The 21,740-nt window shown below is 60.3% G+C and carries 25 protein-coding genes and 1 pseudogene; 9 read left to right on the top strand and 17 right to left on the bottom strand.

Translation table 11 applies throughout. From position 1 onward, the window contains the following. Positions 1-12 precede the first annotated feature (12 nt). The 4 genes from ACKUG4_RS18955 to ACKUG4_RS18940 form a co-directional block, all read right to left on the bottom strand. Entirely contained in the window at positions 13-1,176 is a 1,164-nt protein-coding gene (locus tag ACKUG4_RS18955) for an EAL domain-containing protein (protein ID WP_039770425.1), read from the bottom strand. A 124-nt stretch (positions 1,177-1,300) separates the two neighbouring features. Continuing rightward, on the bottom strand, positions 1,301-1,639 hold the full coding sequence (locus tag ACKUG4_RS18950; RefSeq protein WP_064598290.1) for a hypothetical protein: 339 nt from the start codon (positions 1,637-1,639) through the stop codon (positions 1,301-1,303). Then, a complete protein-coding gene (locus tag ACKUG4_RS18945) occupies positions 1,636-2,022 on the bottom strand; it encodes a phage holin family protein (RefSeq protein ID WP_011335280.1) in 387 nt (128 codons plus the stop codon). The genes ACKUG4_RS18950 and ACKUG4_RS18945 overlap by 4 nt, the downstream gene beginning before the upstream one ends. 2 nt (positions 2,023-2,024) lie before the next feature. Continuing rightward, a complete protein-coding gene (locus ACKUG4_RS18940) occupies positions 2,025-2,339 on the bottom strand; it encodes an ElaB/YgaM/YqjD family protein (protein WP_007955729.1) in 315 nt (104 codons plus the stop codon). A 317-nt stretch (positions 2,340-2,656) separates the two neighbouring features. On the opposite strand from ACKUG4_RS18940, the gene ACKUG4_RS18935 reads away from it, so the two are divergent. Further along, positions 2,657-3,865 (top strand): ammonium transporter, encoded by a 1,209-nt coding sequence (locus ACKUG4_RS18935; protein ID WP_445434610.1) that lies wholly within the window; start codon positions 2,657-2,659, stop codon positions 3,863-3,865. Here ACKUG4_RS18935 and ACKUG4_RS18930 read toward each other — a convergent pair. Further along, positions 3,862-5,574, bottom strand: a complete 1,713-nt coding sequence (locus tag ACKUG4_RS18930) for a cation:proton antiporter (protein ID WP_064598286.1) — start codon at positions 5,572-5,574, stop codon at positions 3,862-3,864. The genes ACKUG4_RS18935 and ACKUG4_RS18930 overlap by 4 nt on opposite strands. A 190-nt stretch (positions 5,575-5,764) precedes the next feature. Here ACKUG4_RS18930 and ACKUG4_RS18925 point away from each other — a divergent pair, with 190 nt between their 5' ends. The 3 genes from ACKUG4_RS18925 to ACKUG4_RS18915 all read left to right on the top strand — a co-directional run bounded on the left by ACKUG4_RS18925 (position 5,765) and on the right by ACKUG4_RS18915 (position 7,447). After that, on the top strand, positions 5,765-6,001 hold the full coding sequence (locus ACKUG4_RS18925) for a glutaredoxin family protein (RefSeq protein WP_064598283.1): 237 nt from the start codon (positions 5,765-5,767) through the stop codon (positions 5,999-6,001). Positions 6,002-6,166: 165 nt separating this feature from the next. After that, positions 6,167-6,484, top strand: a complete 318-nt coding sequence (locus ACKUG4_RS18920) for a hypothetical protein (RefSeq protein WP_064598282.1) — start codon at positions 6,167-6,169, stop codon at positions 6,482-6,484. A 69-nt stretch (positions 6,485-6,553) separates the two neighbouring features. Continuing rightward, the gene (locus ACKUG4_RS18915; RefSeq protein ID WP_085612225.1) at positions 6,554-7,447 is read left to right on the top strand and encodes a pseudouridine synthase; all 894 of its coding nucleotides are present in this window, start codon (positions 6,554-6,556) and stop codon (positions 7,445-7,447) included. Between the two features lie 82 nt (positions 7,448-7,529). On the opposite strand, the gene ACKUG4_RS18910 is transcribed toward ACKUG4_RS18915, so the two are convergent. Together ACKUG4_RS18910 and mobA are read right to left on the bottom strand one after the other, a co-directional pair. Next, on the bottom strand, positions 7,530-7,751 hold the full coding sequence (locus tag ACKUG4_RS18910) for a YgdI/YgdR family lipoprotein (protein ID WP_039770418.1): 222 nt from the start codon (positions 7,749-7,751) through the stop codon (positions 7,530-7,532). Positions 7,752-7,829: 78 nt separating this feature from the next. Beyond that, positions 7,830-8,432, bottom strand: coding sequence for a molybdenum cofactor guanylyltransferase MobA (gene mobA / locus ACKUG4_RS18905; RefSeq protein ID WP_064598277.1), 603 nt, complete (start codon positions 8,430-8,432; stop codon positions 7,830-7,832). An 81-nt stretch (positions 8,433-8,513) separates the two neighbouring features. On the opposite strand from mobA, the gene moaB reads away from it, so the two are divergent. Then, positions 8,514-9,053 carry a molybdenum cofactor biosynthesis protein B gene (gene moaB, locus ACKUG4_RS18900; protein WP_064598275.1) on the top strand — a complete coding sequence of 180 codons (540 nt, stop codon included), beginning with the start codon at positions 8,514-8,516 and terminating at the stop codon, positions 9,051-9,053. Next, positions 9,037-10,263, top strand: a complete 1,227-nt coding sequence (locus ACKUG4_RS18895; RefSeq protein WP_445434609.1) for a molybdopterin molybdotransferase MoeA — start codon at positions 9,037-9,039, stop codon at positions 10,261-10,263. Before moaB ends, ACKUG4_RS18895 begins: the two co-directional genes overlap by 17 nt. A gap of 56 nt (positions 10,264-10,319) precedes the next feature. Here ACKUG4_RS18895 and ACKUG4_RS18890 read toward each other — a convergent pair whose 3' ends face one another. Next, the gene (locus ACKUG4_RS18890; RefSeq protein ID WP_172829499.1) at positions 10,320-10,628 is read right to left on the bottom strand and encodes a hypothetical protein; all 309 of its coding nucleotides are present in this window, start codon (positions 10,626-10,628) and stop codon (positions 10,320-10,322) included. Positions 10,629-10,942: 314 nt separating this feature from the next. On the opposite strand from ACKUG4_RS18890, the gene yegS reads away from it, so the two are divergent. Beyond that, a complete protein-coding gene (yegS, locus tag ACKUG4_RS18885) occupies positions 10,943-11,860 on the top strand; it encodes a lipid kinase YegS (protein ID WP_064598268.1) in 918 nt (305 codons plus the stop codon). Here the strand turns inward: yegS and ACKUG4_RS18880 are convergent. From ACKUG4_RS18880 to ACKUG4_RS18870, 3 genes are all read right to left on the bottom strand, one after another. After that, on the bottom strand, positions 11,844-12,503 hold the full coding sequence (locus ACKUG4_RS18880; RefSeq protein ID WP_064598266.1) for a response regulator: 660 nt from the start codon (positions 12,501-12,503) through the stop codon (positions 11,844-11,846). The two genes, yegS and ACKUG4_RS18880, sit on opposite strands and share 17 nt — an antisense overlap. Beyond that, positions 12,500-13,393, bottom strand: coding sequence for a sensor histidine kinase (locus ACKUG4_RS18875; RefSeq protein WP_445434647.1), 894 nt, complete (start codon positions 13,391-13,393; stop codon positions 12,500-12,502). The genes ACKUG4_RS18880 and ACKUG4_RS18875 overlap by 4 nt, the downstream gene beginning before the upstream one ends. A 479-nt stretch (positions 13,394-13,872) precedes the next feature. Next, positions 13,873-14,343 (bottom strand): hypothetical protein, encoded by a 471-nt coding sequence (locus tag ACKUG4_RS18870; RefSeq protein WP_085612230.1) that lies wholly within the window; start codon positions 14,341-14,343, stop codon positions 13,873-13,875. 453 nt (positions 14,344-14,796) lie between these two features. Between ACKUG4_RS18870 and ACKUG4_RS18865 the strand changes: the two genes are divergently transcribed. Next, positions 14,797-15,732, top strand: coding sequence for a chemotaxis protein CheV (locus ACKUG4_RS18865; RefSeq protein WP_003226705.1), 936 nt, complete (start codon positions 14,797-14,799; stop codon positions 15,730-15,732). A gap of 90 nt (positions 15,733-15,822) precedes the next feature. Continuing rightward, a complete protein-coding gene (locus ACKUG4_RS18860) occupies positions 15,823-16,629 on the top strand; it encodes an MOSC domain-containing protein (RefSeq protein WP_445434608.1) in 807 nt (268 codons plus the stop codon). Between the two features lie 70 nt (positions 16,630-16,699). Here the strand turns inward: ACKUG4_RS18860 and ppnP are convergent, their stop codons facing one another. From ppnP to atuD, 6 genes and pseudogenes are all read right to left on the bottom strand, one after another. Continuing rightward, positions 16,700-16,984, bottom strand: a complete 285-nt coding sequence (gene ppnP / locus ACKUG4_RS18855; protein ID WP_007940055.1) for a pyrimidine/purine nucleoside phosphorylase — start codon at positions 16,982-16,984, stop codon at positions 16,700-16,702. Between the two features lie 82 nt (positions 16,985-17,066). Beyond that, positions 17,067-17,609, bottom strand: coding sequence for a 3'-5' exonuclease (locus tag ACKUG4_RS18850; RefSeq protein ID WP_039770400.1), 543 nt, complete (start codon positions 17,607-17,609; stop codon positions 17,067-17,069). A 69-nt stretch (positions 17,610-17,678) separates the two neighbouring features. Further along, on the bottom strand, positions 17,679-18,164 hold the full coding sequence (locus tag ACKUG4_RS18845) for an acyl-CoA carboxylase biotin carboxyl carrier protein subunit (RefSeq protein ID WP_445434646.1): 486 nt from the start codon (positions 18,162-18,164) through the stop codon (positions 17,679-17,681). After that, positions 18,158-19,640 (bottom strand): annotated as a pseudogene (locus ACKUG4_RS18840) (acetyl-CoA carboxylase biotin carboxylase subunit); the annotation flags it as partial. The gene ACKUG4_RS18845 and the pseudogene ACKUG4_RS18840, both read right to left, overlap by 7 nt. 130 nt (positions 19,641-19,770) lie before the next feature. Beyond that, entirely contained in the window at positions 19,771-20,568 is a 798-nt protein-coding gene (locus ACKUG4_RS18835) for an enoyl-CoA hydratase/isomerase family protein (protein WP_445434607.1), read from the bottom strand. After that, positions 20,565-21,722: a citronellyl-CoA dehydrogenase gene (gene atuD, locus ACKUG4_RS18830; protein WP_445434606.1), complete on the bottom strand. Its 1,158-nt coding sequence runs from the start codon at positions 21,720-21,722 to the stop codon at positions 20,565-20,567. The genes ACKUG4_RS18835 and atuD overlap by 4 nt, the downstream gene beginning before the upstream one ends. Positions 21,723-21,740 lie beyond the last annotated feature (18 nt).

Below are 21,740 nucleotides of genomic sequence, written 5' to 3'. Positions count from 1 at the left end.
CTGCAAGCGCAACTACAGCCCCGCCGCATCGATGTCGATCAACAGCAGGCGCTCGCCGTTATCGAAAAACTGTCCGGCGGTCAGGCAATACTGGTTGCTGGTGGCGTCGCGGTAGGTGTTGGAAAGGGTCAGGCGCCGTTCCTCCCAGCCTTCGGCCAGCAGGTGATAGAAGTAGGGGCGCCACGACCAGTTGTGACCCAGATAGCGATTGTCGGCGACCCAGCCGCTGGGGCGCCACTCCAGGTTTGGCGTCAGTTGGGTGCCGTGGCGGTCACATTGATAAAAACGCAGCAGCCAGGGGAAGGCGTCGAGCTGTGGCAGGGCGCTGAGCGGAGCGCGGGCCTGGGCCCAGGTTTGCAGAATGGTCATGAGTTCGCTGAGCTGCTGGCGCATGAACATCAGCTTGCTGCGCTCGGCCAGCTTCTGACGCACGTAAGACTGGCGCAGCTCGGCAAAGCGCTCCACGAAGTCATTCGTACCGAAAAGCGCCTCCTGCGCCCGGGCGAACAGAAAACCCTGCACGTAGCGCGATCCGCATTCCAGCGCGAAATTCAGTTGCGCCGCAGTTTCCACGCCTTCGGCAATGATCCAGCAGCCGGTTTTTTCGGCCATTTGCGCGAGGGCCTTGACCACGTCACTGCTCGGCCCGCCCAGTGCGGCGGCCTGGAACAGACGCATGTCGAGTTTGAGAATGTCCGGTTGCAGCGCCAGCACACGATCGAGCTGCGAATAACCGGCGCCGAAATCGTCGATAGCGATCCGGGCGCCGGCATCGCGGTAGCGCGCCACGACTTCGGTCAGGCGCTGGCTGTTACCGCCCAGTTCAGTGATCTCGAAAACAATCCGTTGCGGGTCGATACCGTGCCGCGCGAGTTGCTTCAGGCTGGGCAGTGCCTGATCGGCACGCAAGCGGCTGATCCAGCGCGGTGACATGTTCAGGCTGAGAAACCAGTCCGGCGGGGCTTCGTGCAGTCGACTCAGCGCATTGTCGCGGATCTGCCGGTCCATTCGGCGCAGCGCGATGGCCGGGGTGCGCGGGTCGGCGAACAGCGGTCCGACCGACGCCAGTTGGCCATCGGCCTGGCGCAGACGGCCCAGTGCCTCGACCCCGGCAATGCGTCCGGTGGCGGTATCGATGAAAGGTTGAAAGCAGGCGAGCGGTTGCCCGTCGATCACGGGGCCTCCTTGTCGTTCTTGTTCTGGTCGAATTCTGCCGGCCGGACAGGCAAGCGGGATTGAACCTCCGGATAAGAGATTCAATCCCGCCGGTGTTGCAAGAATGCAGCCAGATGCGTGGGGATCAGCGCTTGCTCGAACTCTGCATGACCAGCTTGATCAGCGGAGCGAGGCTGGTGCCCAGGCGGATCAGTCGGGTCAAACCGCCGACGCCACCGCTCTTGGCCCCTTTACCCGTGATGAAACCCAGTAGCGTCACAGCCGCCACGCCCCACAACGGCGCGTGCTTGATGCCGAAACCACCCTGCAGGTTTTGCGTCATGCCACGCATGCGTTGCAGTGGTTGCAGGACCTGGCCGGTTTCATGGCGGATTTCCTGACGATGCATTTCCATGCGCAGGCGGATCAGTGCCTTGCGCATTTCCCGGCGTGAGCTGTTGTGCGGAAGTTCAGGCAGGCTCATGGCAGCAGGCGCTCCCGATCATTGGCCAGTTCTTCCAGCGTGCCGTGGAAGGGCGAGGATTCATCGAAGATCGCGGCTTTGAGACGCAGCGCGCAAAAAATTGCCGCCAGGGTGTAGAACACGCACAGACCAATGATTGCGGCGAGGCGATACGTGTCCCAGAACACGATCAGTACGAGGGTCGACAGGCCGACCAGCAACAGCAGCGCAAACACCAGCGCCAGGCCGGCGAACAGCAACAGGCTGACGGTGCGGGCTTTCTGTTCCTGCAGTTCGATGCCGAACAGTTCGACGTGGCTGTGCAGCAGGCCGAGAACGGCAGCACCCAGACGACGCGTGGAGGAGGCGGTGCCCGAGTTCGGGCCGGATTCACCGATCGACATGATCAGCGCCGCGTGGCCAGCAGGCCAATCAGAAAGCCGACGCCGGCGGCGATGCCCACCGATTGCCACGGGTTGGCCGACACATATTCCTCGGTGGCGGTGACCGCCGCCTGACCGCGCTCGCGCAGGGTGTCTTCGGTCAGCTTCAGGGTTTCCCGCGCGCGCAGCAGGCTTTCGTGGATCTGTTCGCGCAACTCATCGGCCTGATCACCGGCCAGCGTGGCGGTGTGCTCCAGCAAGCGTTCAGTGTCGCTGACCAGGGTCTGGAAGTCGTTCATCAGGATTTCTTGAGCAGTCTTTGCCTTGATGCTGGCCATGGGGGATCTCCGTAAGTGGCGTTCTGAAGCGGTGTTCTGAAGCGTTCGAGTATGAGCCAAGAGTGAAGGTTCAGTACAAATGACTGGTACAAACTTTGCTGTGTCGTGGTGCGTCGATCGGTGGCAGTGCGCTGTTGCCGGGCGTGAAACCGGGCAAACCTTGTCCCGGATGATGAAGGTTCATGTCAGCCATCGACCTTGTGCGCCAAAGCGGTTCACCGACCTGCCGGATCAGTGACTGCGTGGTCGCAACTTGGTGCATGAAATGTGCGCATGAACCGCTTTGGTGCCTTTTTCAGCCTCGGGTCTGCCTCCTCATGGAAAATCTGCAAAGCGCTGTGGACACGCTGGTCCACAGTTCCAACACGTTGTTCATTCTGATCGGTGCGGTCATGGTGCTGGCCATGCACGCCGGTTTCGCGTTTCTGGAGGTCGGAACGGTTCGCCAGAAAAACCAGGTGAATGCCCTGTCGAAGATTCTCAGCGACTTCGCGGTGTCGACCCTGGCCTATTTCTTTATAGGCTACTGGCTTTCGTACGGAGTGACCTTCCTGCAACCGGCGGCGGTACTCAGTGCCGATCATGGTTATGGAATGGTGAAGTTTTTCTTCCTGCTGACCTTTGCGGCGGCGATCCCGGCGATCATTTCCGGCGGCATCGCCGAGCGAGCGCGGTTTGTGCCGCAACTGTGCGCCACGGCGCTGATCGTTGCGTTCATCTACCCGTTTTTCGAAGGCATGATCTGGAACGGCAACTACGGTGTGCAAGCCTGGCTGACCGCGCAATTCGGTGCAGCCTTCCATGACTTTGCAGGTTCGGTGGTGGTGCATGCCATGGGCGGCTGGCTGGCGTTGGCGGCAGTGCTGCTGCTCGGGCCGCGCAACGGACGCTATCGCGATGGCAAGCTGGTGGCGTTCGCGCCGTCGAGCATTCCGTTTCTGGCGTTGGGGTCGTGGATTCTGATCGTCGGCTGGTTTGGCTTCAACGTGATGAGCGCGCAAACCCTGCAAGGGGTCAGCGGGCTGGTGGCGGTCAACTCGCTGATGGCCATGGTGGGCGGAACGGTGGCGGCGTTGATCGTCGGTCGCAACGACCCTGGCTTCCTGCACAACGGCCCGTTGGCGGGGTTGGTGGCGGTGTGCGCCGGTTCCGACCTGATGCATCCGGTCGGTGCGCTGGTAACCGGCGCGATTGCCGGTGCCCTGTTTGTCTGGTGCTTCACAGCGGCGCAGGTCAAATGGCGCATCGACGACGTGCTCGGTGTCTGGCCGTTGCACGGTCTGTGTGGCGTGTGGGGCGGCATTGCCTGCGGGATCTTCGGGTCGACCGCGTTGGGCGGGCTCGGTGGCGTCAGCCTGATCAGCCAGTTGATCGGCACCGCCCTTGGTGTGGCGGTGGCGCTTATCGGCGGTTTCGCCGTCTATGGTTCGATCAAGGCACTGCATGGTCTGCGCCTGAGCCAGGAACAGGAGTACTACGGCGCCGACCTGTCGCTGCACAAGATCGGCGCGGTGAGCCAGGACTAGGTCTCCTCATCGTCGGCTCCGGGGTAAAAACCGTGAAGCAGGCGATAACGATCGATACGCACCTGATCGACTTTCTCCTGCACCCGGTGCGCGGGGAACCCCAGCAGGATCAGGGCATGGGAACCGAGCATCAGGCTCGACTCCAGCAGTTCCGGCACCACTTCACTGGCGCCGGCTGCTTTCAGCTCGGCCGACTGGCTGTCGTCCCGGGTGCGCACCAGGATCGGCACTGTCGGGTTGAGGCGTCTTGCCTCCTTGAGAACCCGCAGAGCCACGTCGGCTTGATCCACAGCAATCACCAGCAACCTGGCGCGCAGCAAACCGACGGCGGTCAACAGATCGCCGCGGGTTGAATCGCCGTAGTGGACGTCGCGCTCGGCGTTGGCGGCTTCCTGGATCCGCACCGGATCGTTGTCCAGCGCGACGTAGGTTTGCCCGGCATTGCGCATGAAACGCCCGATCGACTGACCGACACGGCCGTAGCCACAAATCACCACATGCCCGTCGAACCCCGCATTGAGGGCGCTGATTTCCTCGATCTGCGCTTCCTGGTTGGGTTTGCGGTGCAGGGCGGCGGCGATGCGCGGTGCGGCGCGTAACAGCAGGGGCGTCAGCAGCATCGAGCAGAAGGTGGCGGCGAGCAGCAGCGCACCGAGTTCGGCGGGGAGCAACCGGGTTTGCTGCATCTGTGCCATCAGGGCGAAGCAGAATTCACCGCCCTGGGCGAGGGCGAGGCCGCTGCGCCAGGCCGTTTCACTGTCGCTGCCGCGCCATTTCACCAATAGCGCCACCACCAGGCCTTTGATCACCAGCAAACCCAGGGTCATGCCGATAATCAGCAGGCTGTGGCTGGCGAACAGTTGCAGGTCGATCAGCATGCCGATGCTGACGAAAAACAGTCCCAGCAGAATGTCGCGAAACGGCCGGATGTCGGCCTCGATCTGATGCCGGTAATGGCTCTCGCCCAGCAGCATGCCCGCGAGGAACGCGCCGAGGGCCGGAGACAGGCCCAGCAGGTGGGTCAGCCAGGCCGTCAGCAGCACAATTACCAGTGCCAGCAGTACGAACAGCTCCGCCGAGCGGGACGCCGCGACTTCCTGAAACAGGCGGGGAAGCAGCCAGCGGCTGGCCAGCAACAAACCGAAAAACAGCAACACGGTCTTCAGCAAGGTCAGAGGCAACGCCCAGTACCAGGCCTGATCACTGCTGCCGGCGAACACCGGCACCAGCGTCAGCAGCAATACGGCCACCACATCCTGAAACAACAGAACGCCGACTGCGTTCTGGCCGTGGCTGCTGAAGATTTCGCCGAGGCTGCTCAGTTCCTTGGTCACAATCGCCGTGGATGACAACGACAGGCCAGCGCCCAGCAGCAAGGCCGGTGTGGCGGGCATGCCCAGGAGCATCAGCACGCTCCCAAGCAGCAGGGTGGTTATCAGCACCTGCTGGCTGCCCAGACGGAAAACCACCTTGCGCAGGGCAATCATTTTCGACAGGGAGAATTCCAGCCCCAGGGAAAACAGCAGAAACACCACCCCCAGTTCGGCAAGGTCCGGCAAGTGTTCGCTTTCATTGATCCAGTCGAACGCCTTCGGCCCGACCATCAATCCCACGCACAGGTAGCCCAGCACAGGTGGCAGGCGCAGGCGACGGAACAGGGCAATCATCACCAGGGACGACGCCAGAATGATCAGCAGATTGGCAAACACAAGACACTCCGGAACAGGTCAGGCTCTTCAAGCGTAGAGGTAAAAAACACCGGAGCATCGCGTAAACGGCAATTTTGTGGGCTGATTTACATCAGGGTTTTGCGAAGAGCGGATTTGAGCCCGGTGGGCAGGTCGACGGGCCTTGCGGGCAGGCCTAGAATGAGCACTCGTTTTCTGGGGTTGAGCGCATATGCTTCCTGAATGCCAGTTGTTCGGCACCCTGGGGTGCCATTTGTGTGCAGTCGCCGAGGCTGAACTGATGCCTTTTGTCGAGCATGGCCTACTGGTGGAACTGGTGGATATTGCTGACGATGAGTCGTGGTTCGAGGCTTACAGCCTGCGGATCCCGGTCTTGCGCAGGGTCGATACCGGCGCGGAACTGGGGTGGCCGTTCAGTGCCGATCAGGTGGTGGCATTCCTGCTTTAATGGTCTTTTCCCTTCTGCGTTGATGGCGCTCGTCACCTTCGCTCAATCACGACTTGGCACTTTTCGGGTTATTCGGTTACTGTATGCGCATACAGTAATTGAGTTGGCCTGCCATGCCGTTTTCGGGCATTCGCCAGGGCAAGCCGGATGTCAGAGGGAGTCACCGTGGTCAATGTCGAACAGTTGAAAAGCAGCGTGAACGGGATGTCGGTTGACGTGGTGCGCGAGGCCGTCCACGAATTGCGCCTGGACGGTCTGGTCACGGAAGGCAAGACTCCCTTCAACAAGCTGCATTTCAATACGTGCTTTGCCGAGATCGAGGCCTTGTTTCAGCGCGCCGGTTATCACAAGCAACTGGATGTGGTCGGTTATCAGGGACTGTTGTACGCCTTGTACGACCCAGGCCGCTGGGAGGCCGTCGATGTTCTGCGCTGGCTCAAGGAATTCACCGAGGCGGCGGCGCTCAAATCGATCCCCGCCTGATTCTGCGCTAGGTCTGCTGCGCCCGGTGTTGGATAATGCCGCTCTGCTTTGAAGGTTCGAGTTCTCTGTATGTCCAGCACCCCCACGTTTTCCGCCGCACTGAATCAGGCCAGCACGCTGTATCTGCCCCCCGGCAACTGGCGGACAGTGCTCGACTGCCTGTGTGAGCATTTCAGTGCCATCGGGCGCGATCAATGGCTGGATCGGATTGCCCGGGGCCGGGTGCTGGATGGTCAGGGGCGGCCGATCGCGCTGGATTTGCCCTACAGGGAAGGGCTGCGCATTCACTACTTTCGTGAAGTGCCGGATGAAAAACCGATTCCGGTAGTTGAGTCGATTCTGTATGCGGACGATCATCTGGTGGTGGCCGACAAGCCGCATTTCCTTCCGGTGACCCCGGCAGGCGAGTACGTCGAACAGACGCTGCTTCGCCGATTGATCCGGCGCCTGAACAATCCCCATCTGGTGCCGCTGCATCGGATTGACCGGCACACGGCCGGGCTGGTGATTTTCTCGGCCAACCCACAGACGCGGTCGGCATATCAGTCGCTGTTCCCCACCCGGCAGATTGAAAAACGCTATGAAGCCATTGCGGCCGCGTTACCTGGGCTGGACTTTCCGTTGGTACACAAAAGTCGTCTCGTCGATGGCGAACCTTTCTTCCGCATGAAGGAGGGGGCGGGTGCAAGTAACACCGAAACGGCGGTGGAGGTGCGTGAAAGGAATGGTGATCTCTGGCGCTACGGCCTGTATCCGGTGACCGGCAAGAAGCATCAGCTGCGAGTACACATGACGGCGCTGGGGGCGAGCATCTGCAATGATCCGTTTTATCCCGAAGTGCTCAAAGACGTTGAGGATGACTACGCCAATCCGCTGAAACTTCTGGCGCAAGGCCTGCGATTCATCGATCCGGTTACGGGGCAGCCCCGCGAGTTCGAGAGCCGCATCACGCTGGACTGGTGATCCCGCTATCGATTGTTTTCGGTCAGACACGAAAAAGCCCGCATATTGCGGGCTTTTCTGTATCGGGTGTCGAACTGAAGAATTAAAGCTCTTTGACAGTACGAACCTGATCCTTGTTGATGCGAGTGTGCTTGCCGTCCAGTTGTTCGAACTCGTAGAAGCCCGAATCTTCATCATATTTAGGGGCGTCGACAGCCTGGATTTCGCGACCGTCATTCAAGGTGATCACTGTTGGCGAGGCGCAACCGGCGAGGGTGGCGAGGCCCAGTGCGAGCATGAAAGTGGCGAGGGTCCGTTGAGTCATGAGTGTGTCTCCGAAGGGAAATTCTTTTGGTTACTGAGCTTGAGACGTATACAAGGCGTGCAAGTTCCTTGAGTGCTGTCAGTCTGACACAGTGTTGTGCGAACTCAACAGTTCAGGGGTGTTGAGATTGGCCAGGCGTGGGTCGTTGTCAGGGCAAACCAGGGCTTGGGCATCAAGAGTGCGCATCAGCCGGCCGGGGCTGCGTTCTCCAGCGTTCCAGGCGTTTTCGAAGGCGGGCAGGAGTGCCACGGGGATTACGCAAAGCAGCGGTTCCCAGTGATCGTCATGGCGCAACATTAAAGGTTTTTCAGAATTCAGACTGGCCGCCTCGCGCATACTCTGCAGCAACGCAAGGTCGATGCGCGGGACATCGCAGGGCAGTACCAGCAGGTGGGTGTGGCGCGCGGCTTTCAAGCCGGCACGAATGCCGGCCAACGGACCGGGAAAATCTTCCTCGTCATCGCCTACCAACTGGTCGGCAAATGGCGCATAGCGTTCACGATTGCGGTTGCAGGAGATGATCAGATCATCGGTCAACGACCGAACTTTACGATGAAGATGCGCGATCAACGGTTCACCGTGCCATTCCACGAGCCCCTTGTCCTTGCCGCCCATGCGCTGGCCGCGCCCACCCGCCAGTAACAGAATGGAGCAAGGTGGTAATGGCGTGTTCGAGGTCATGGCAACTCTCCGCGGGGGCGGCGAAAAAAGGGGGCGCTGTGATATAACACCGGGCTGTTTCTCCTACAACTGGACGAGCCTATGAAAGCCAAGGCTGATGTACCTTTCGCACCGCTCAATATCGCAGTGCTGACGGTCAGCGACACCCGAACCCTGGAAACCGATACCTCCGGCCAGGTCTTCGTTGACCGTCTGACGGCCGCCGGCCATCATCTGGCGCAGCGCGTGCTGCTCAAAGATGACCTGTACAAGATCCGTGCGCAAGTTGCCCACTGGATTGCCGAAGACGTCGTGCAAGTCGTGCTGATTACCGGAGGCACCGGTTTTACCGGTCGCGACAGTACACCGGAAGCCGTTGCCTGCCTGCTGGACAAACAGGTCGATGGTTTTGGTGAGCTGTTTCGCCAGATATCGGTTGCCGACATCGGCACCTCCACCGTGCAATCCCGAGCTCTGGCGGGATTGGCCAATGGCACGCTGGTCTGCTGCCTGCCAGGTTCGACCAATGCAGTGCGCACCGGTTGGGATGGCATCCTGGCCGAGCAACTGGACTCACGTCACCGCCCTTGCAATTTCGTTACTCATTTGAAAAAGGCAGCGCCTTGTGAATCCCGTGGGTAAGCCGGGCAAGACCGGCAGCCTCATGCCTGTTGAAGAGGCATTGGCGCGTTTGCTGGAAATGGCCGAAACCTCGCGGATTGTCGAGTGCGAGTCTTTGCCACTGGCGCAGATTCACGGGCGGGTGCTGGCGCAGGATCTGATTTCGACGCTGGATCTGCCGCCATGGCCGAACAGCGCCATGGACGGATATGCCTTGAATCTGGTCGACTGGACCGGCGAGCCGTTGCCGGTCAGTCAGAAGATTTTCGCCGGTCAGGCACCGGAACCTTTGAAACCGGGCACCTGTGCCCGGATCTTTACCGGCGCGCCGGTGCCTGCGGGGGCCGACTGTGTCGAGATGCAGGAAAACGTCGAGATTCATGCCGATGAGCGCGTGAGTTTCATCGAAACGATGGTGGCCGGGCAGAACATTCGTCCACAAGGCCAGGAAACGACCGTCGGTGAATTGGTCTTGTCCGCAGGAACTCGGCTCGGTCCGATCGAGCTGGGGCTGGCTGCATCGCTGGGTTGTGCAGGGCTTGAGGTCGTTCGACAGGTTCGTGTGGCGGTTTTGTCCACCGGAGACGAGTTGGTCGAGCCGGGCACGACGTTGGGGCCGGGACAGATCTACAACAGCAACCGGGTGCTGTTGTGCAGCTGGTTGCAGCGCCTGGGATGTGAAGTGGTTGATGCCGGTATTCTGCCTGATGACCTGCTCACTACCCGTGCGAAACTCGGGGAGCTCCAGGATGTAGACCTGATTCTGTCGACCGGTGGGGTATCGGTCGGAGAGGCGGATTTCCTCGGAATCGCATTGAGGGAAGAAGGCGAGCTGACACTCTGGAAGCTGGCAATCAAGCCCGGCAAGCCATTGACTGTCGGGCATTTTCGCGGTGTCCCGGTGATTGGATTGCCGGGTAATCCTGCCTCGACACTGGTGACTTTCGCCTTGTTGACCCGACCTTATCTGTTACGTCGCCAGGGCGTGCAGGATGTCGAGCCGCTGAAGTTTTCGGTACCCGCAGGATTTGTCTGGCCCCATGCCGGCAATCGGCGTGAATATCTGCGGGGGCGTCTGGCGGAGGGACTGGCGACGATCTACCCTAACCAGAGTTCCGGCGTTCTGCGCAGCGCTGCCTGGGCCGAGGGGCTGGTGGAGGTACAAGAGGGACGAGTCCTGGCCGAGGGAGACCTGGTGCCATTCATTCCACTCAGCGAGCTTCTCGGTTGATCGCAGGTATTTGAAAGGTAGGCACAGTGGTTACACGATGCCTGCCTGTCTGCCAGTCAACGACTGATCAGTGCAACGAGCTGGTCGAACCGGCTATTGGCGATCCAGCCCACCAGTCCGAGCACCATCGCTGTCGCACCTGCCGAGTAGGCAAGGCGGTGCTTGATGGCTTTGACGTCTCCTCTGACTTCGTCCATGTCGCGTCGAATGTACTTGAGGTGAGTTTCCAGCTCGGTGATACGCGGTTCCATATTGTTTTCTCCGGTATTTCTGGCGCTGCATTTGAATTCGTCTTTGAGGCTGGCGCGACTTTCGGAGAGAGAGGCAACCGGACTCACGGCTAGCCCTGCTTCATGGCTTTGCATGGAAACGTCCACCTGCTGCAGTGGGGGGCTCTTGGCAAATGCCGAAATGCAAAATATCGAAAGTCCTGAACCTGTTTCCACTCATTACATGCACATCCTTGTGTAATTGAATTGAAGATCACTAACGCCGACACACGTTGTACCAATGGCCGGGCCGGGTCAATTGAGCCGATTCCTTACGTTCTGTACGAAAAAGTACCGGTATGTAGGACAAGGAGGGCGAGCTTCAGGAATTAATCAGAAAGAGTGCGACTTTTTTATCCCTCTTGAGGGTCAAGATGTTCCGTACCGATTTAATTCCGGGAGTAACCGCAATGAGTGAACGCAAGGCATTGTTGATTCTGCATGGCAAGCAGGCACTCAACGAGGCGGTTCGTGCCGCTGTCGAGAACAAGCGAGAGCAAGGCTGGGAGCTGGCTGTACGTCTGACCTGGGAGGCCGGCGATGCGCAGCGGTTGGTGGAGGAGGCGCTGGCGGCGGGATACCGCCAGATCATCGCCGGCGGTGGGGATGGCACCCTGCGTGATATCGCCGAAGCGCTGGCGGCGCATCCGGGCAAAGCCAGTCTGGTGCTTTTACCGCTGGGAACTGCCAACGACTTTTCCCACGCGGCGAGTATCCCGTTGGAGCCGACCGAGGCGCTTGAGTTGCTTGAAGCGCCCGCCCACGACATCGATCTGGGTGAAGTCGGTGGGCAGATCTTCCTGAACATGGCGACCGGAGGATTCGGCAGCCAGGTAACGGCCAACACGTCGGAAGATCTGAAAAAGGTATTGGGTGGCGCAGCTTATCTGTTCACCGGTTTGACGCGGTTCAGTGAACTGCATGCCGCGTACGGTGAGTTGCAGGGGCCGGATTTCCATTGGCAGGGCGAGTTGCTGGCCCTCGGGATCGGCAATGGCCGTCAGGCCGGCGGCGGACACGTGTTGTGCCCCGAAGCGCTGGTGGACGATGGTCTCTTGGATATCAGCATCCTGCCGGCGCCGCAGGAGTTGGTTGGCACCCTGAAAAATCTGCTCAGCGACGGCTTCGGCATTGACAACATGTTTGTGCGTGCCCGTTTGCCATGGGTTGAAATCAAGGTCGCCGAAGGGCTTTACATCAATCTCGACGGCGAGCCCCTGGAGGGCGAAAGTTTGCGGTTTGCGGCGCGCCCCGGGGCGTTGCGTGTGCATTTGCCGAAGGGCTCGCCGCTGTTGAGTGCAACTCGTCGGCTCAGTCGTCCAGACTGATGATCTGTTCCCGCACGGCAAACAGCACCAGGCCTGCCACATCGTAGATCTGCAGGCGCTTCATGATCTGCGAGCGGTGGGTTTCGACTGTTTTGATGCTCAGGCCCAGGCCGTTGGCGATTTCCCGTGTGGACTTGCCACGCACGATCAGGCGCAGGATTTCCAGCTGGCGTGCGGTCAGGTTGTGCGACTCGGCGACTTCCGGCTGCTGTTTCAGATTGCGGGTCAGCGCCTGATTGATCACGGTATGGGCGATGGCGGGGCTCAAGTAGCGCTCGTTGTTGCGCAGAGCTTCGAGCGCATGTTCGAGTTCGGTGGCCGTGGTGTCCTTGAGCAGATAACCGTGAGCACCGGACTCCAGCGCCTGCATGATCAGCGCGGGGTCGGTGTGCATCGAAAGAATCAGCACTTTGGCGTGCGGACGCACTCGTTTGAGTCGCTGCAGGGCTTCCAGGCCGCCGGTTTCTTTCATGGAAATGTCCAGCAATACGATATCGGGGGACAGCAGCTCGACCATCTCGAGCAGCTGCGAGCCATCATTGGCCTCGCCGATGACTGCATAGCCGGGAATATCCAGCACCAGGGCACGCACGCCGGCCCTGATCAGCGAGTGGTCATCCACCAGAAGTAAGTTACAAGTCAACGCATAACCTTATTCGTACTGGCCCGCTCGAGTGCCCGGGGCGCCCAGGGGAATAGTGCTTCGATTTGAGTGCCTTTGCCCGGCTCGCTGGTCACATTGAGTGTGCCGCCCAGTTGCTCAATGCGCTCGGCCATCCCGGCCATGCCCCGCTGTCCTTCGCGGCCGGGATTCGCCGCCGGGGAAAAGCCCAGGCCATCATCGCTGATAAGCAGGGTCAAGCCCTGTGGCAGGCGTTGCACGCGAATCAGCAGGTTTTTGGCCTGTGCGTGACGAAGGATGTTGGTCACGGCTTCCTGAGTGATGCGAAAGGCTGCGACGGCCATCTCTTCGGGGATTCCATTCAGGCGCTGCTGGCAGTCCAGACTCCAGTGCACCGAATTATTGGCCAATACCTTGACCAGGTGCGCACGCAGGCTCGCTTCCAGACCCAGACTGGTCAGTTGCCGCGGGTTGAGAATGGCCGAAACGTCGCGCACCTTGTTGAGGGTTTCTTCCAGCGTCTCGCAAAGTACCGAACAGTGTTCCTGCATCTCCGCGGGCAAGCGACGCTTGAGCCATTCGCTTTGCAGCTTGGCGGCGGTCAGCAACTGGCCGATATCGTCATGCAGTTCGCGGCTCAGGCGATGGCGCTCGTTTTCCTGGACTTCCAGCAAACGGTCGGCCAGTTCCTGAGGCTGGAATTTGATGGATTTGCGCGACAGGCGATGTTGTGTCCAGACGCAGCCGGCAACCGCCACGTTGATCAGCAACAGGCCGAGTGACAGCGGCGCGGAGACGCCATAGCTCAACAGACTGCCCAAGGCTGAAACCGTGCACAGCAGGAGTGTGAACCTGCGGGCATTTTCTCGGGAGGGAGGCCATGTGGTGATCGACTTGAGGCTGGCGTACATAGCGGATGGAGCCAATGGATGTTCGCTGCGGGCAGACCGTCAGAAGGGCTGGCGGTCTCTGTCTGGAAAACGTTTGCTCAGGTTGTTGATTTCAAAACGGTTCAGTGATCGATAATTGAGCGCCAACTTCGGTGGCAGCCCATCATTGAAGTCACAATGCCATTAATTGAAGCAACTAACGGGCTGCATAATACCACTTAACATACCGTTGGTCGCGTTTGCCAATATGTCCAAAGAGTCAGGAAACAGGCCATGTTGGACGAGAGTTCCATAATGGAAAAGTTGAAATATCCGACTCGATATTATCGATGCAGCAGCAAGTTACTTTTGCACAGGAAAACCCTGACATCAGCAGAAGGCAGTCAGCATTCATCAAGCGTAATTATTTATTGGAGGATGTCGCAGGCAGGCATGAACTATTCAATTGCGACTTTCGGCTGTGAGAAATGACGGGCGCGAACAGCCCACGGTATGCCCGATTACGCTTGGCGCTCCGACCAGGTTACGAGGGACATCGGCTTGCCATTGAGCGGCAATTGGAAGTGAGTCTGCCCCACCTGGCAGGCAAAGGCTTCGATCAGCGTCACCTGTTCGCTTTCATCCAGGCCCAATTGGCCGGTGCTTGGGTCGATCAGTTCCAGTTGCCAGGCCATCAGGGTGAAGCAATCCTTCAGTGCTTCCAGGGCCTGTGCATGCAAATCCACGTGACCCTGCACCTGGTTGAGCAAGCCATGCAGGTGCAGGGAGAATTCGGATACCGCCTCCAGCCCCAGGGCATCGGCCTTGTTCGCCAGCTTGAGGAGGGTGCTGAGCATGCAGTCGATGGCGTCCTTGTCATTGCTGATCAGCTGCAGATGGCTGAGGCATTCTTCGGACTTGGCCAGGAGCGTTTCAGCCTCGACAAGGAATTCGGGGAAGCGCTGCGCCCAGTCACTACGGTCGTTCGGCATGCTTATCTCCACCACGTCATGTCTGATGAGGGAATGCCGTGTGTGTCGACGATCATGAACCGTCGCGAGACCGCGCCCCGGTGTGCATTGGCACAGACCTGGGGTTTCAAGAGGATGTGTTTCCACTGAACTGCGATCGCACACAATAGCCTGACTCCGTTCATGCAATGAGAATGGCGTCACATTAATGGCTATTGGATATCGCGAACATCAGGTTGGGCCTGATTGTTCCTAGGGGATTCCCTTAGGCACGGGAACCTGTGGCGCAAATCGGGGTCGCGCCGAGAAGAATGTAGCAGATGATTTCACCGGGCCAGTAAAGCATGATGTTAATGTGACATCAATGCCTGCCAATGGCATTTTTGTTGGTGATTTTGGACGGGATCAAGATCCGCCAGATTCAGCCGATAACCCCCAATAGTGAATTCATCAGAACAAGCCCAGGAGTCATTGATGGCCGGCATTCTCGACACGGTAGACCAACGCACGCAACTGGTGGGTGAGAATCGCCTGGAAATTCTCATGTTTCGACTGGCCGGGCGCCAATTGTTCGCGATCAACGTGTTCAAGGTGCAGGAAGTCCTGCAATTGCCGAAGCTGACTTTGATGCCCCAGCGTCACCCGTTTGTCTGCGGTGTGGTCAACCTGCGCGGCCAGACGCTGCCGGTGATCGACCTGTCCCAGGCGATCGGCATGCGACCGTTGGTGCCGGGTCCGAACAGCACGATCATCGTCACCGAGTACAACCGCTCGGTGCAGGCTTTCCTCGTCGGTGGCGTGGACCGCATCGTCAACATGAATTGGGAAGCCATTCTGCCGCCGCCGACCAGTGCCGGTCGCCAGCACTACCTGACTGCCATCAGCAAGGTCGACGATCAACTGGTGGAAATCATCGACGTCGAGAAAGTCCTTGCCGAAATCGTGCCGTACAACGCCAAGGTCTCCCGGGACAAACTGGACGACCCGGTGCTGGAACGTGCCCGTGGCCGCGAAGTGTTGCTGGTGGACGACTCCAACGTGGCGCTCTCGCAATTGCGCGACACCCTCGGCCAGTTGGGCGTGAAGATGCACATCGCCAGCGATGGCCTGAAAGCCCTGAACATGCTCAAGGCCTGGGCCGATACCGGGGTGAACATGACCGACAAACTGCTGATGGTGTTCACCGACGCCGAAATGCCGGAAATGGACGGCTATCGCCTGACCACCGAAATCCGCAACGACCCGCGCCTGCGTGGCCTGTACGTGGTGTTGCACACTTCTCTGTCCGGCAGTTTCAACGACTCGATGGTGAAAAAGGTCGGCTGCGACAATTTCCTCTCCAAGTTCCAGCCGGACAAACTGGTGGATGTGGTGCGCCAGCGTCTGATGCTTGACGAAGTGCCGGCCTGATCCACAGGTCGAGGCTGACCCTGCGTCAGCCTTTGATTCGCTGACAAAGCTCGTATAGGGTGGCGTTTTTGACCCACCAGGGAGCTGGCCATGCTGCGTCTGAGCGCGCTTTATCGTTACCCGTTGAAATCCGCCAAGGGTGAGGTCCTGCAAGGGATCGGCCTGGACAAACTGGGGCTTGAGGGTGACCGACGCTGGATGCTGGTGGATGAGGCCAGCGGGCGGTTCCTGACCCAGCGTGCCGAAGCGAAAATGAGCCAGCTCTCCGCGTTGTGGAATGCCAGCGGCGGGCTGACGCTCAGCGCGCCGGGGCATTCGGCAATGGATGTCGCCTTGCCCGGCAGCGACGACAACCTGCGTGGCGTGACCATCTGGCGTGACGCCCTGCGTGTGCCGGATGCCGGTGAAGAGGCGGCCCGCTGGGTCAGCGATTTCATCGGCAAGCCAACCCGACTGGTGCAAGTGCCGCTGGATCGCGCCCGGACGACCCAGGCCGGGTACGGCAACGACGATGACCAAGTGGCATTCGCCGATGGTTTCCCGCTGTTGATGATTGGTGAGGCCTCGCTGCAACACCTGTCGCAGGAAGTCGGGCGTCCGCTGGAAATGCTGCGGTTCCGGCCGAATCTGGTGATCGAAGGCAGTGACGCATACGCCGAGGATGGCTGGAAGCGGATTCGTATCGGCGATGTCGAGTTCCGCGTGGTCAAGTCCTGCTCGCGGTGCATTCTCACCACGATCGATCCGCAGACCGGTGAGCGCAGCGCTGACCGCGAACCACTGGCGACCTTGCAGAAGACCCGTGCTCAGGCCGATGGCGCGATGTTCGGCCAGAACCTGGTCAACGACGGCAACGGCCGGCTTGAGGTCGGCATGCCGGTAGAAATCCTCGAATAACCCGCCAGAAACGAAAAATGCCCGTGTCCCTGGACACGGGCATTTTTCATGACCGCAGGAAACCGGAGTTTCAGCCGCGGTATTCGCACAGGTAAGCGGTGTCGACGGCGACTTTCAGCTGGAACTTGCTGTTGGCGGGCACGTTGAACTGGCTACCGGCGGCGAAGGTTTCCCAGTCGCTGCTGTCCGGCAGTTTGACGGTCAAGGCGCCCGAAACCACGTGCATGATTTCACGCTGGCTGGTGCCGAATTCGTATTCGCCCGGGGCCATGACGCCGATGGTCGCAGGACCTTCAGCAGTGCCAAAAGCGATCGACTTGACGGTGCCGTCGAAGTACTCGTTGACTTTAAACATGGGCGATTCCTCTCGAAAAGGGCTTAAAAGGGTCAAAAAGGGGCGGCCAGTATGCACAAGGCTTCCGATGCCGTCACCTGTGCTAGAGCGGCAATACCAGTGGCAGCAGGCGTGCGGTATTGCGCGCATCTTCCAGCGCCCGATGCTGCTGACCGCTGAATTGCATCCCCGCCAGTTGCAACGCGCCATTGAGGCCCAGAGGCCGTTCGAGGCGCCGGGCCTTGGCAAAGCGCTGTTTGAGGTTCATGTGCGGCACCCGGCTCAGGGCGCTGTCGAGTTGCAGACGCTGCCATTCCTGAAGCAATTGCTTGCGGTCGTAATCGCCCCAGCTGGCCCAGCCTTCAAGGCGCGTCTGGTGCTGACCGAGCCAGCGCTCGAAGGCCGGCCAGACCTCGCTCAACGGCTGCGCCGCGTCGATGTTGGCCTGGGTGATGTGCGTGAGTTCGCGGCAAAAGGGCGTCAACAAGGGGCGCCGCGTCGGTTTGACGAAGCGCTGAAAGTGATCCTGCTCGCGACCCGCGCGATCCACCAGGGTCGCGCCGATCTCGATGATCTCCATTTCCGTAACCGGCCAGCCACCCTCATCGGTGGTGGCTTCCAGATCTATGACCAGCCAATGGGGCATCGCAGGGTTCCTGATTTCCGCGTCCTGATTATTCAGAGCGTAGTCAAACCTTGCGGATGCGCGCGGCGACTACTCGACCTGCAACAGAACCTGACGATTTTTTACCTGATCGCCGACCTTGACCTGCACCCGCTTGAGCACGCCGTCGATGCCGGCCTTGAGCGGGTGCTCCATTTTCATCGCTTCCAGCACCACCAGCAGCTGGCCCTTGCTGACCGGGCTGCCTTCGCTGACGAGCACATCGATGATGGCGCCATCCATCGGCGCTTTCAACGTGCCGGAACTGACGCTGGTCTGACTGTCGATCACCGCATGAGTTCGGTCCACCAAATGCAGGCTGCCGGGGTGGGTGAACAGCCAGAGCTGGTCGTTGTGCAGGCGATAGGCATGGCGCTGGCGCAGGCCATCGATTTCCAGTGTCACGGCCCCGGCGGTGTGCTCGACCAGCGTGAGTTTGATGACACGTTCGGCGACCTGCACTTCAAACGCCTTGTCCGGACTGGTACGCAGTTGCACATTCCAGTCGCGGGCGTCGAGGCCGATTCGATAAAGCAACGGTGCACCGACATTGTTGCGCCATCCGGACAACGGGGCGCGATGTTGTTGCGCGGCGGATTGGTAAAAAATCACCGACGCGATGGCCAGCTCTTCGGCACTGGGCGAATAGGCGTGCAGGCAATCGTGATCGGCGAAATGTTGAGGGATGAAGCCAGTGCCGAACTCCCCGCTGATGAACTGCGGATGCTGCAACAGGCTGGCGAGCAAACGCTGATTGCTCTGCACGCCCAGCAACACGCTGTCCTGCACCGCACACAACAGTTTGCGCCGAGCCTCTTCGCGGGTCGCACCATAAGCGATCAGTTTGCCGAGCATCGGGTCGTAGAACGGTGAAATCGACTGTCCTTCAATCAGGCCGTGATCGATCCGCGCACCGCGATCCAGTGCCGGCGCCCAGGCTTCGACACGCCCGGTCTGCGGCAGAAAACCCTGGGCCGGATCTTCGGCGTAGAGACGCACTTCCATCGCGTGACCATCGAGTTTCACCTGCGCCTGGGTCAGCGGCAGCGGTTGGCCCTCGGCGACCGACAGTTGCCACGCCACCAGATCCAGCCCGGTGATCAATTCAGTCACCGGATGCTCGACCTGCAACCGGGTGTTCATCTCCAGAAAGTAGAACTGGCCACTGGCGTCGAGGAGAAATTCCACGGTGCCGGCACCCACGTAGTTCACCGCACGCCCTGCCTTGAGTGCCGCTTCGCCCATCGCCTGGCGCAGTTCTGCGGTCATCACCGGGCACGGCGCTTCTTCGATGACTTTCTGGTGGCGACGCTGTATCGAACAGTCGCGCTCGCCGAGGTAGATCAGGTTGCCGTGATGGTCGCCGAACAGCTGCACCTCGACATGGCGCGGCTCGATCAACGCCTGTTCGAGGATCAGTTCATCACTGCCGAAACCGTTCAATGCTTCCGAGCGGGCGGTGCGCAGTTGTGCCGGCAGTTCCTCGGCGCTGTGCACCAGTCGCATGCCGCGCCCGCCACCACCGGCGCTGGCCTTGATCATCAACGGATAACCGATGCGCTCGGCCTCTCGGGTCAGGGTCGCATCGTCCTGCTCGGCGCCTTGATAGCCGGCGATGCAGGGGACGCCGGCGGTGAGCATGGCGATTTTCGATTGGCGTTTGCTGCCCATCAGTTCGATGGCTTCGACGCTGGGGCCGATGAAGGTCAGGCCGGCCTGTTTGCAGGCGCGGGCGAATTCGGCATTTTCCGAGAGAAAGCCGTAGCCTGGGTGGATGGCGTCGGCGCCGCTGCGCCGGGCGGCGTCGAGAATGGCCGGGATGTTCAGGTAGGACTGTTGCACGGGTGCCGGACCGATGTTCACGGCGTCGTCCGCCATTTGGACATGCAGTGCGTCAGCGTCGGCATCGCTGAAAACGGCGACGGTGCGATAACCGAGGGCCTGGGCGGTGCGCTGGATGCGGCAGGCGATTTCACCGCGGTTGGCGATCAGGATTTTTTGGAGGGCGGGCATGGTGGTTTTCCTGAATATTGGCGGTGGATTGAAGGGCCTCATCGCGGGCAAGCCCGCTCCCACAGGATGCAGTGGTGCTCACAAAAACTGTGGGGGCGGGCTTGCTCCGGGCGGCGTTCCGACGAAGCTTTCAGGAGGCCCACCTCGGTTTGCGCTTTTGCACAAACGCCATCGTGCCTTCGATGCCCTCGGCCCCGGTCACCGCGGCGCTGAACCACTGCGCGGCTTCGTCCAGCAATTCGCTCGACGGTTGGCCGGCGCTGGCCAGCAGCAGTTTTTTCGTCACGGCATTCGCTTCGGGGGCGCAGCACAAGACATGATCGAGCACGTCATCCAGCCGCTCGGCGAGCGCCTGCGGGTCCTGCTCGACAAAATGCACCAGCCCCAGACGCCGGGCCTGATGGCCGTCGAAACGGGCGGCGGTCAGGGCCAGGCGTCGGGTCTCGGTCAGGCCGATGCGCTGCACCACGAACGGCGCGATCTGCGCCGGCAGCAGGCCGAGGCTGGTTTCCGGCAAACCGAATTGCGCCTGGTGATCGGCTATCGCGATATCGCTGACACAGGCCAGCCCGAAGCCACCCCCGAGCACTGCGCCTTGCAGCACGGTGATCAGCACTTGCGGTGCGTGCTGCGCTTCTTCCAGCAACGACCCGAACGCTCGGTTCAGGTCGCGATAGGCATCACTGCCCTGAGCGCGGGCGTTGGCCATGTCCTTGATGTCGCCGCCGGCGCAGAAATGCCCGCCGGCACCGCTGAGCACCAGTGTGCGGACGCTGCGGTCATCGCACACGCTGGCCAGCACGGCGCGCAACTCGGCGACCATTTGCAGGCTCATGGCGTTGCGGCTGTCCGGGCGATTGAGGGTGATGTGCAACACGCCGTTGTGCCGCTCCAGCAGCAGCGTCTGGCAATTGGGCAGGGCGCTCATTTCTTTTTCCCCGGCAGGATGCCCATCAGTTTGCAGATGATCCCCAGCATGATTTCGTCGGCGCCGCCGCCAATCGACACCAGCCGCACGTCGCGGTAGGCGCGGGCTACCGGGTTGTCCCACATGAAGCCCATGCCACCCCAATATTGCAGGCAACTGTCGCTGACTTCACGACCGAGGCGCCCGGCCTTGAGCTTGGCCATCGAGGCCAGTCGGGTGACGTCCTGGCCTTTGACGTATTGCTCGGTGGCCTGATAGACCAGCGCCCGCAGGCATTCGATTTCGGTCTGCAATTCGGCGAGGCGGAAGTGGATCACCTGGTTGTCGATCAGCGCGTTGCCAAAGGTTTTACGTTCCTTGCAGTACTCGATGGTGCTGTCGACGCAGTATTCCAGGCCCTTGATCATGTTGGCCGCGCCGAACAGGCGTTCTTCCTGGAACTGCAGCATCTGCATCATGAACCCGGCGCCTTCGTGGCCGATGCGATTGCGCTGGGGCACACGCACGTTATCGAAAAACACCTGGGCGGTTTCCGAGCTGCGCATGCCGAGCTTGTCCAGGTGCGAACTGAGGCTGATGCCCGGCGTGTTCATCGGCACCATGATCAGCGATTTGTTGATGTGCGGTTTGTCGTCCGAGGTGTTGGCCAGCAGGCAGATGAAGTCGGCGCTCGGCGAGTTGGTGATCCACATTTTGCTGCCGTTGATCACGTAGTCGTCGCCATCCTTGCGCGCGGTAGTCTTGAGCCCGGCGACATCGGAGCCGGCGCCGACTTCCGAGACGCCGATGCAGCCGACCTGCTCGCCGGTGATGGCCGGGCGCAGGAATTCTTCGCGCAGTTCATCGGAGCCGAAACGGGCGAGGGCGGGAGTGCACATGTCGGTTTGCACGCCGATCGACATTGGAATGCCGCCGCAGTGGATGGTGCCGAACTCTTCGGCGGCGACGATCGAATAGCTGTAATCCAGACCCATGCCGCCGAATTTTTCCGGCTTGGAAATCCCCAGCAGACCGAGGTCGCCGGCCTTGCGGAAAATCTCGTGGATCGGAAAGCGCCCGGCCGTTTCCCATTCATCGACGTGGGCGTTGATCTCGTGCTCGACGAACTGGCGGACGGTACGGCGCAGTGCTTCGTGTTCCGGGGTGAAGATCATTTTTATTGTTCTCCTTTA

Origin of the sequence: Candidatus Pseudomonas auctus (genome assembly GCF_048654275.1) — a bacterium.
Lineage (GTDB): Bacteria > Pseudomonadota > Gammaproteobacteria > Pseudomonadales > Pseudomonadaceae > Aquipseudomonas > Aquipseudomonas pharyngis.
This window is presented reverse-complemented; position numbering and strand designations above follow the sequence as displayed.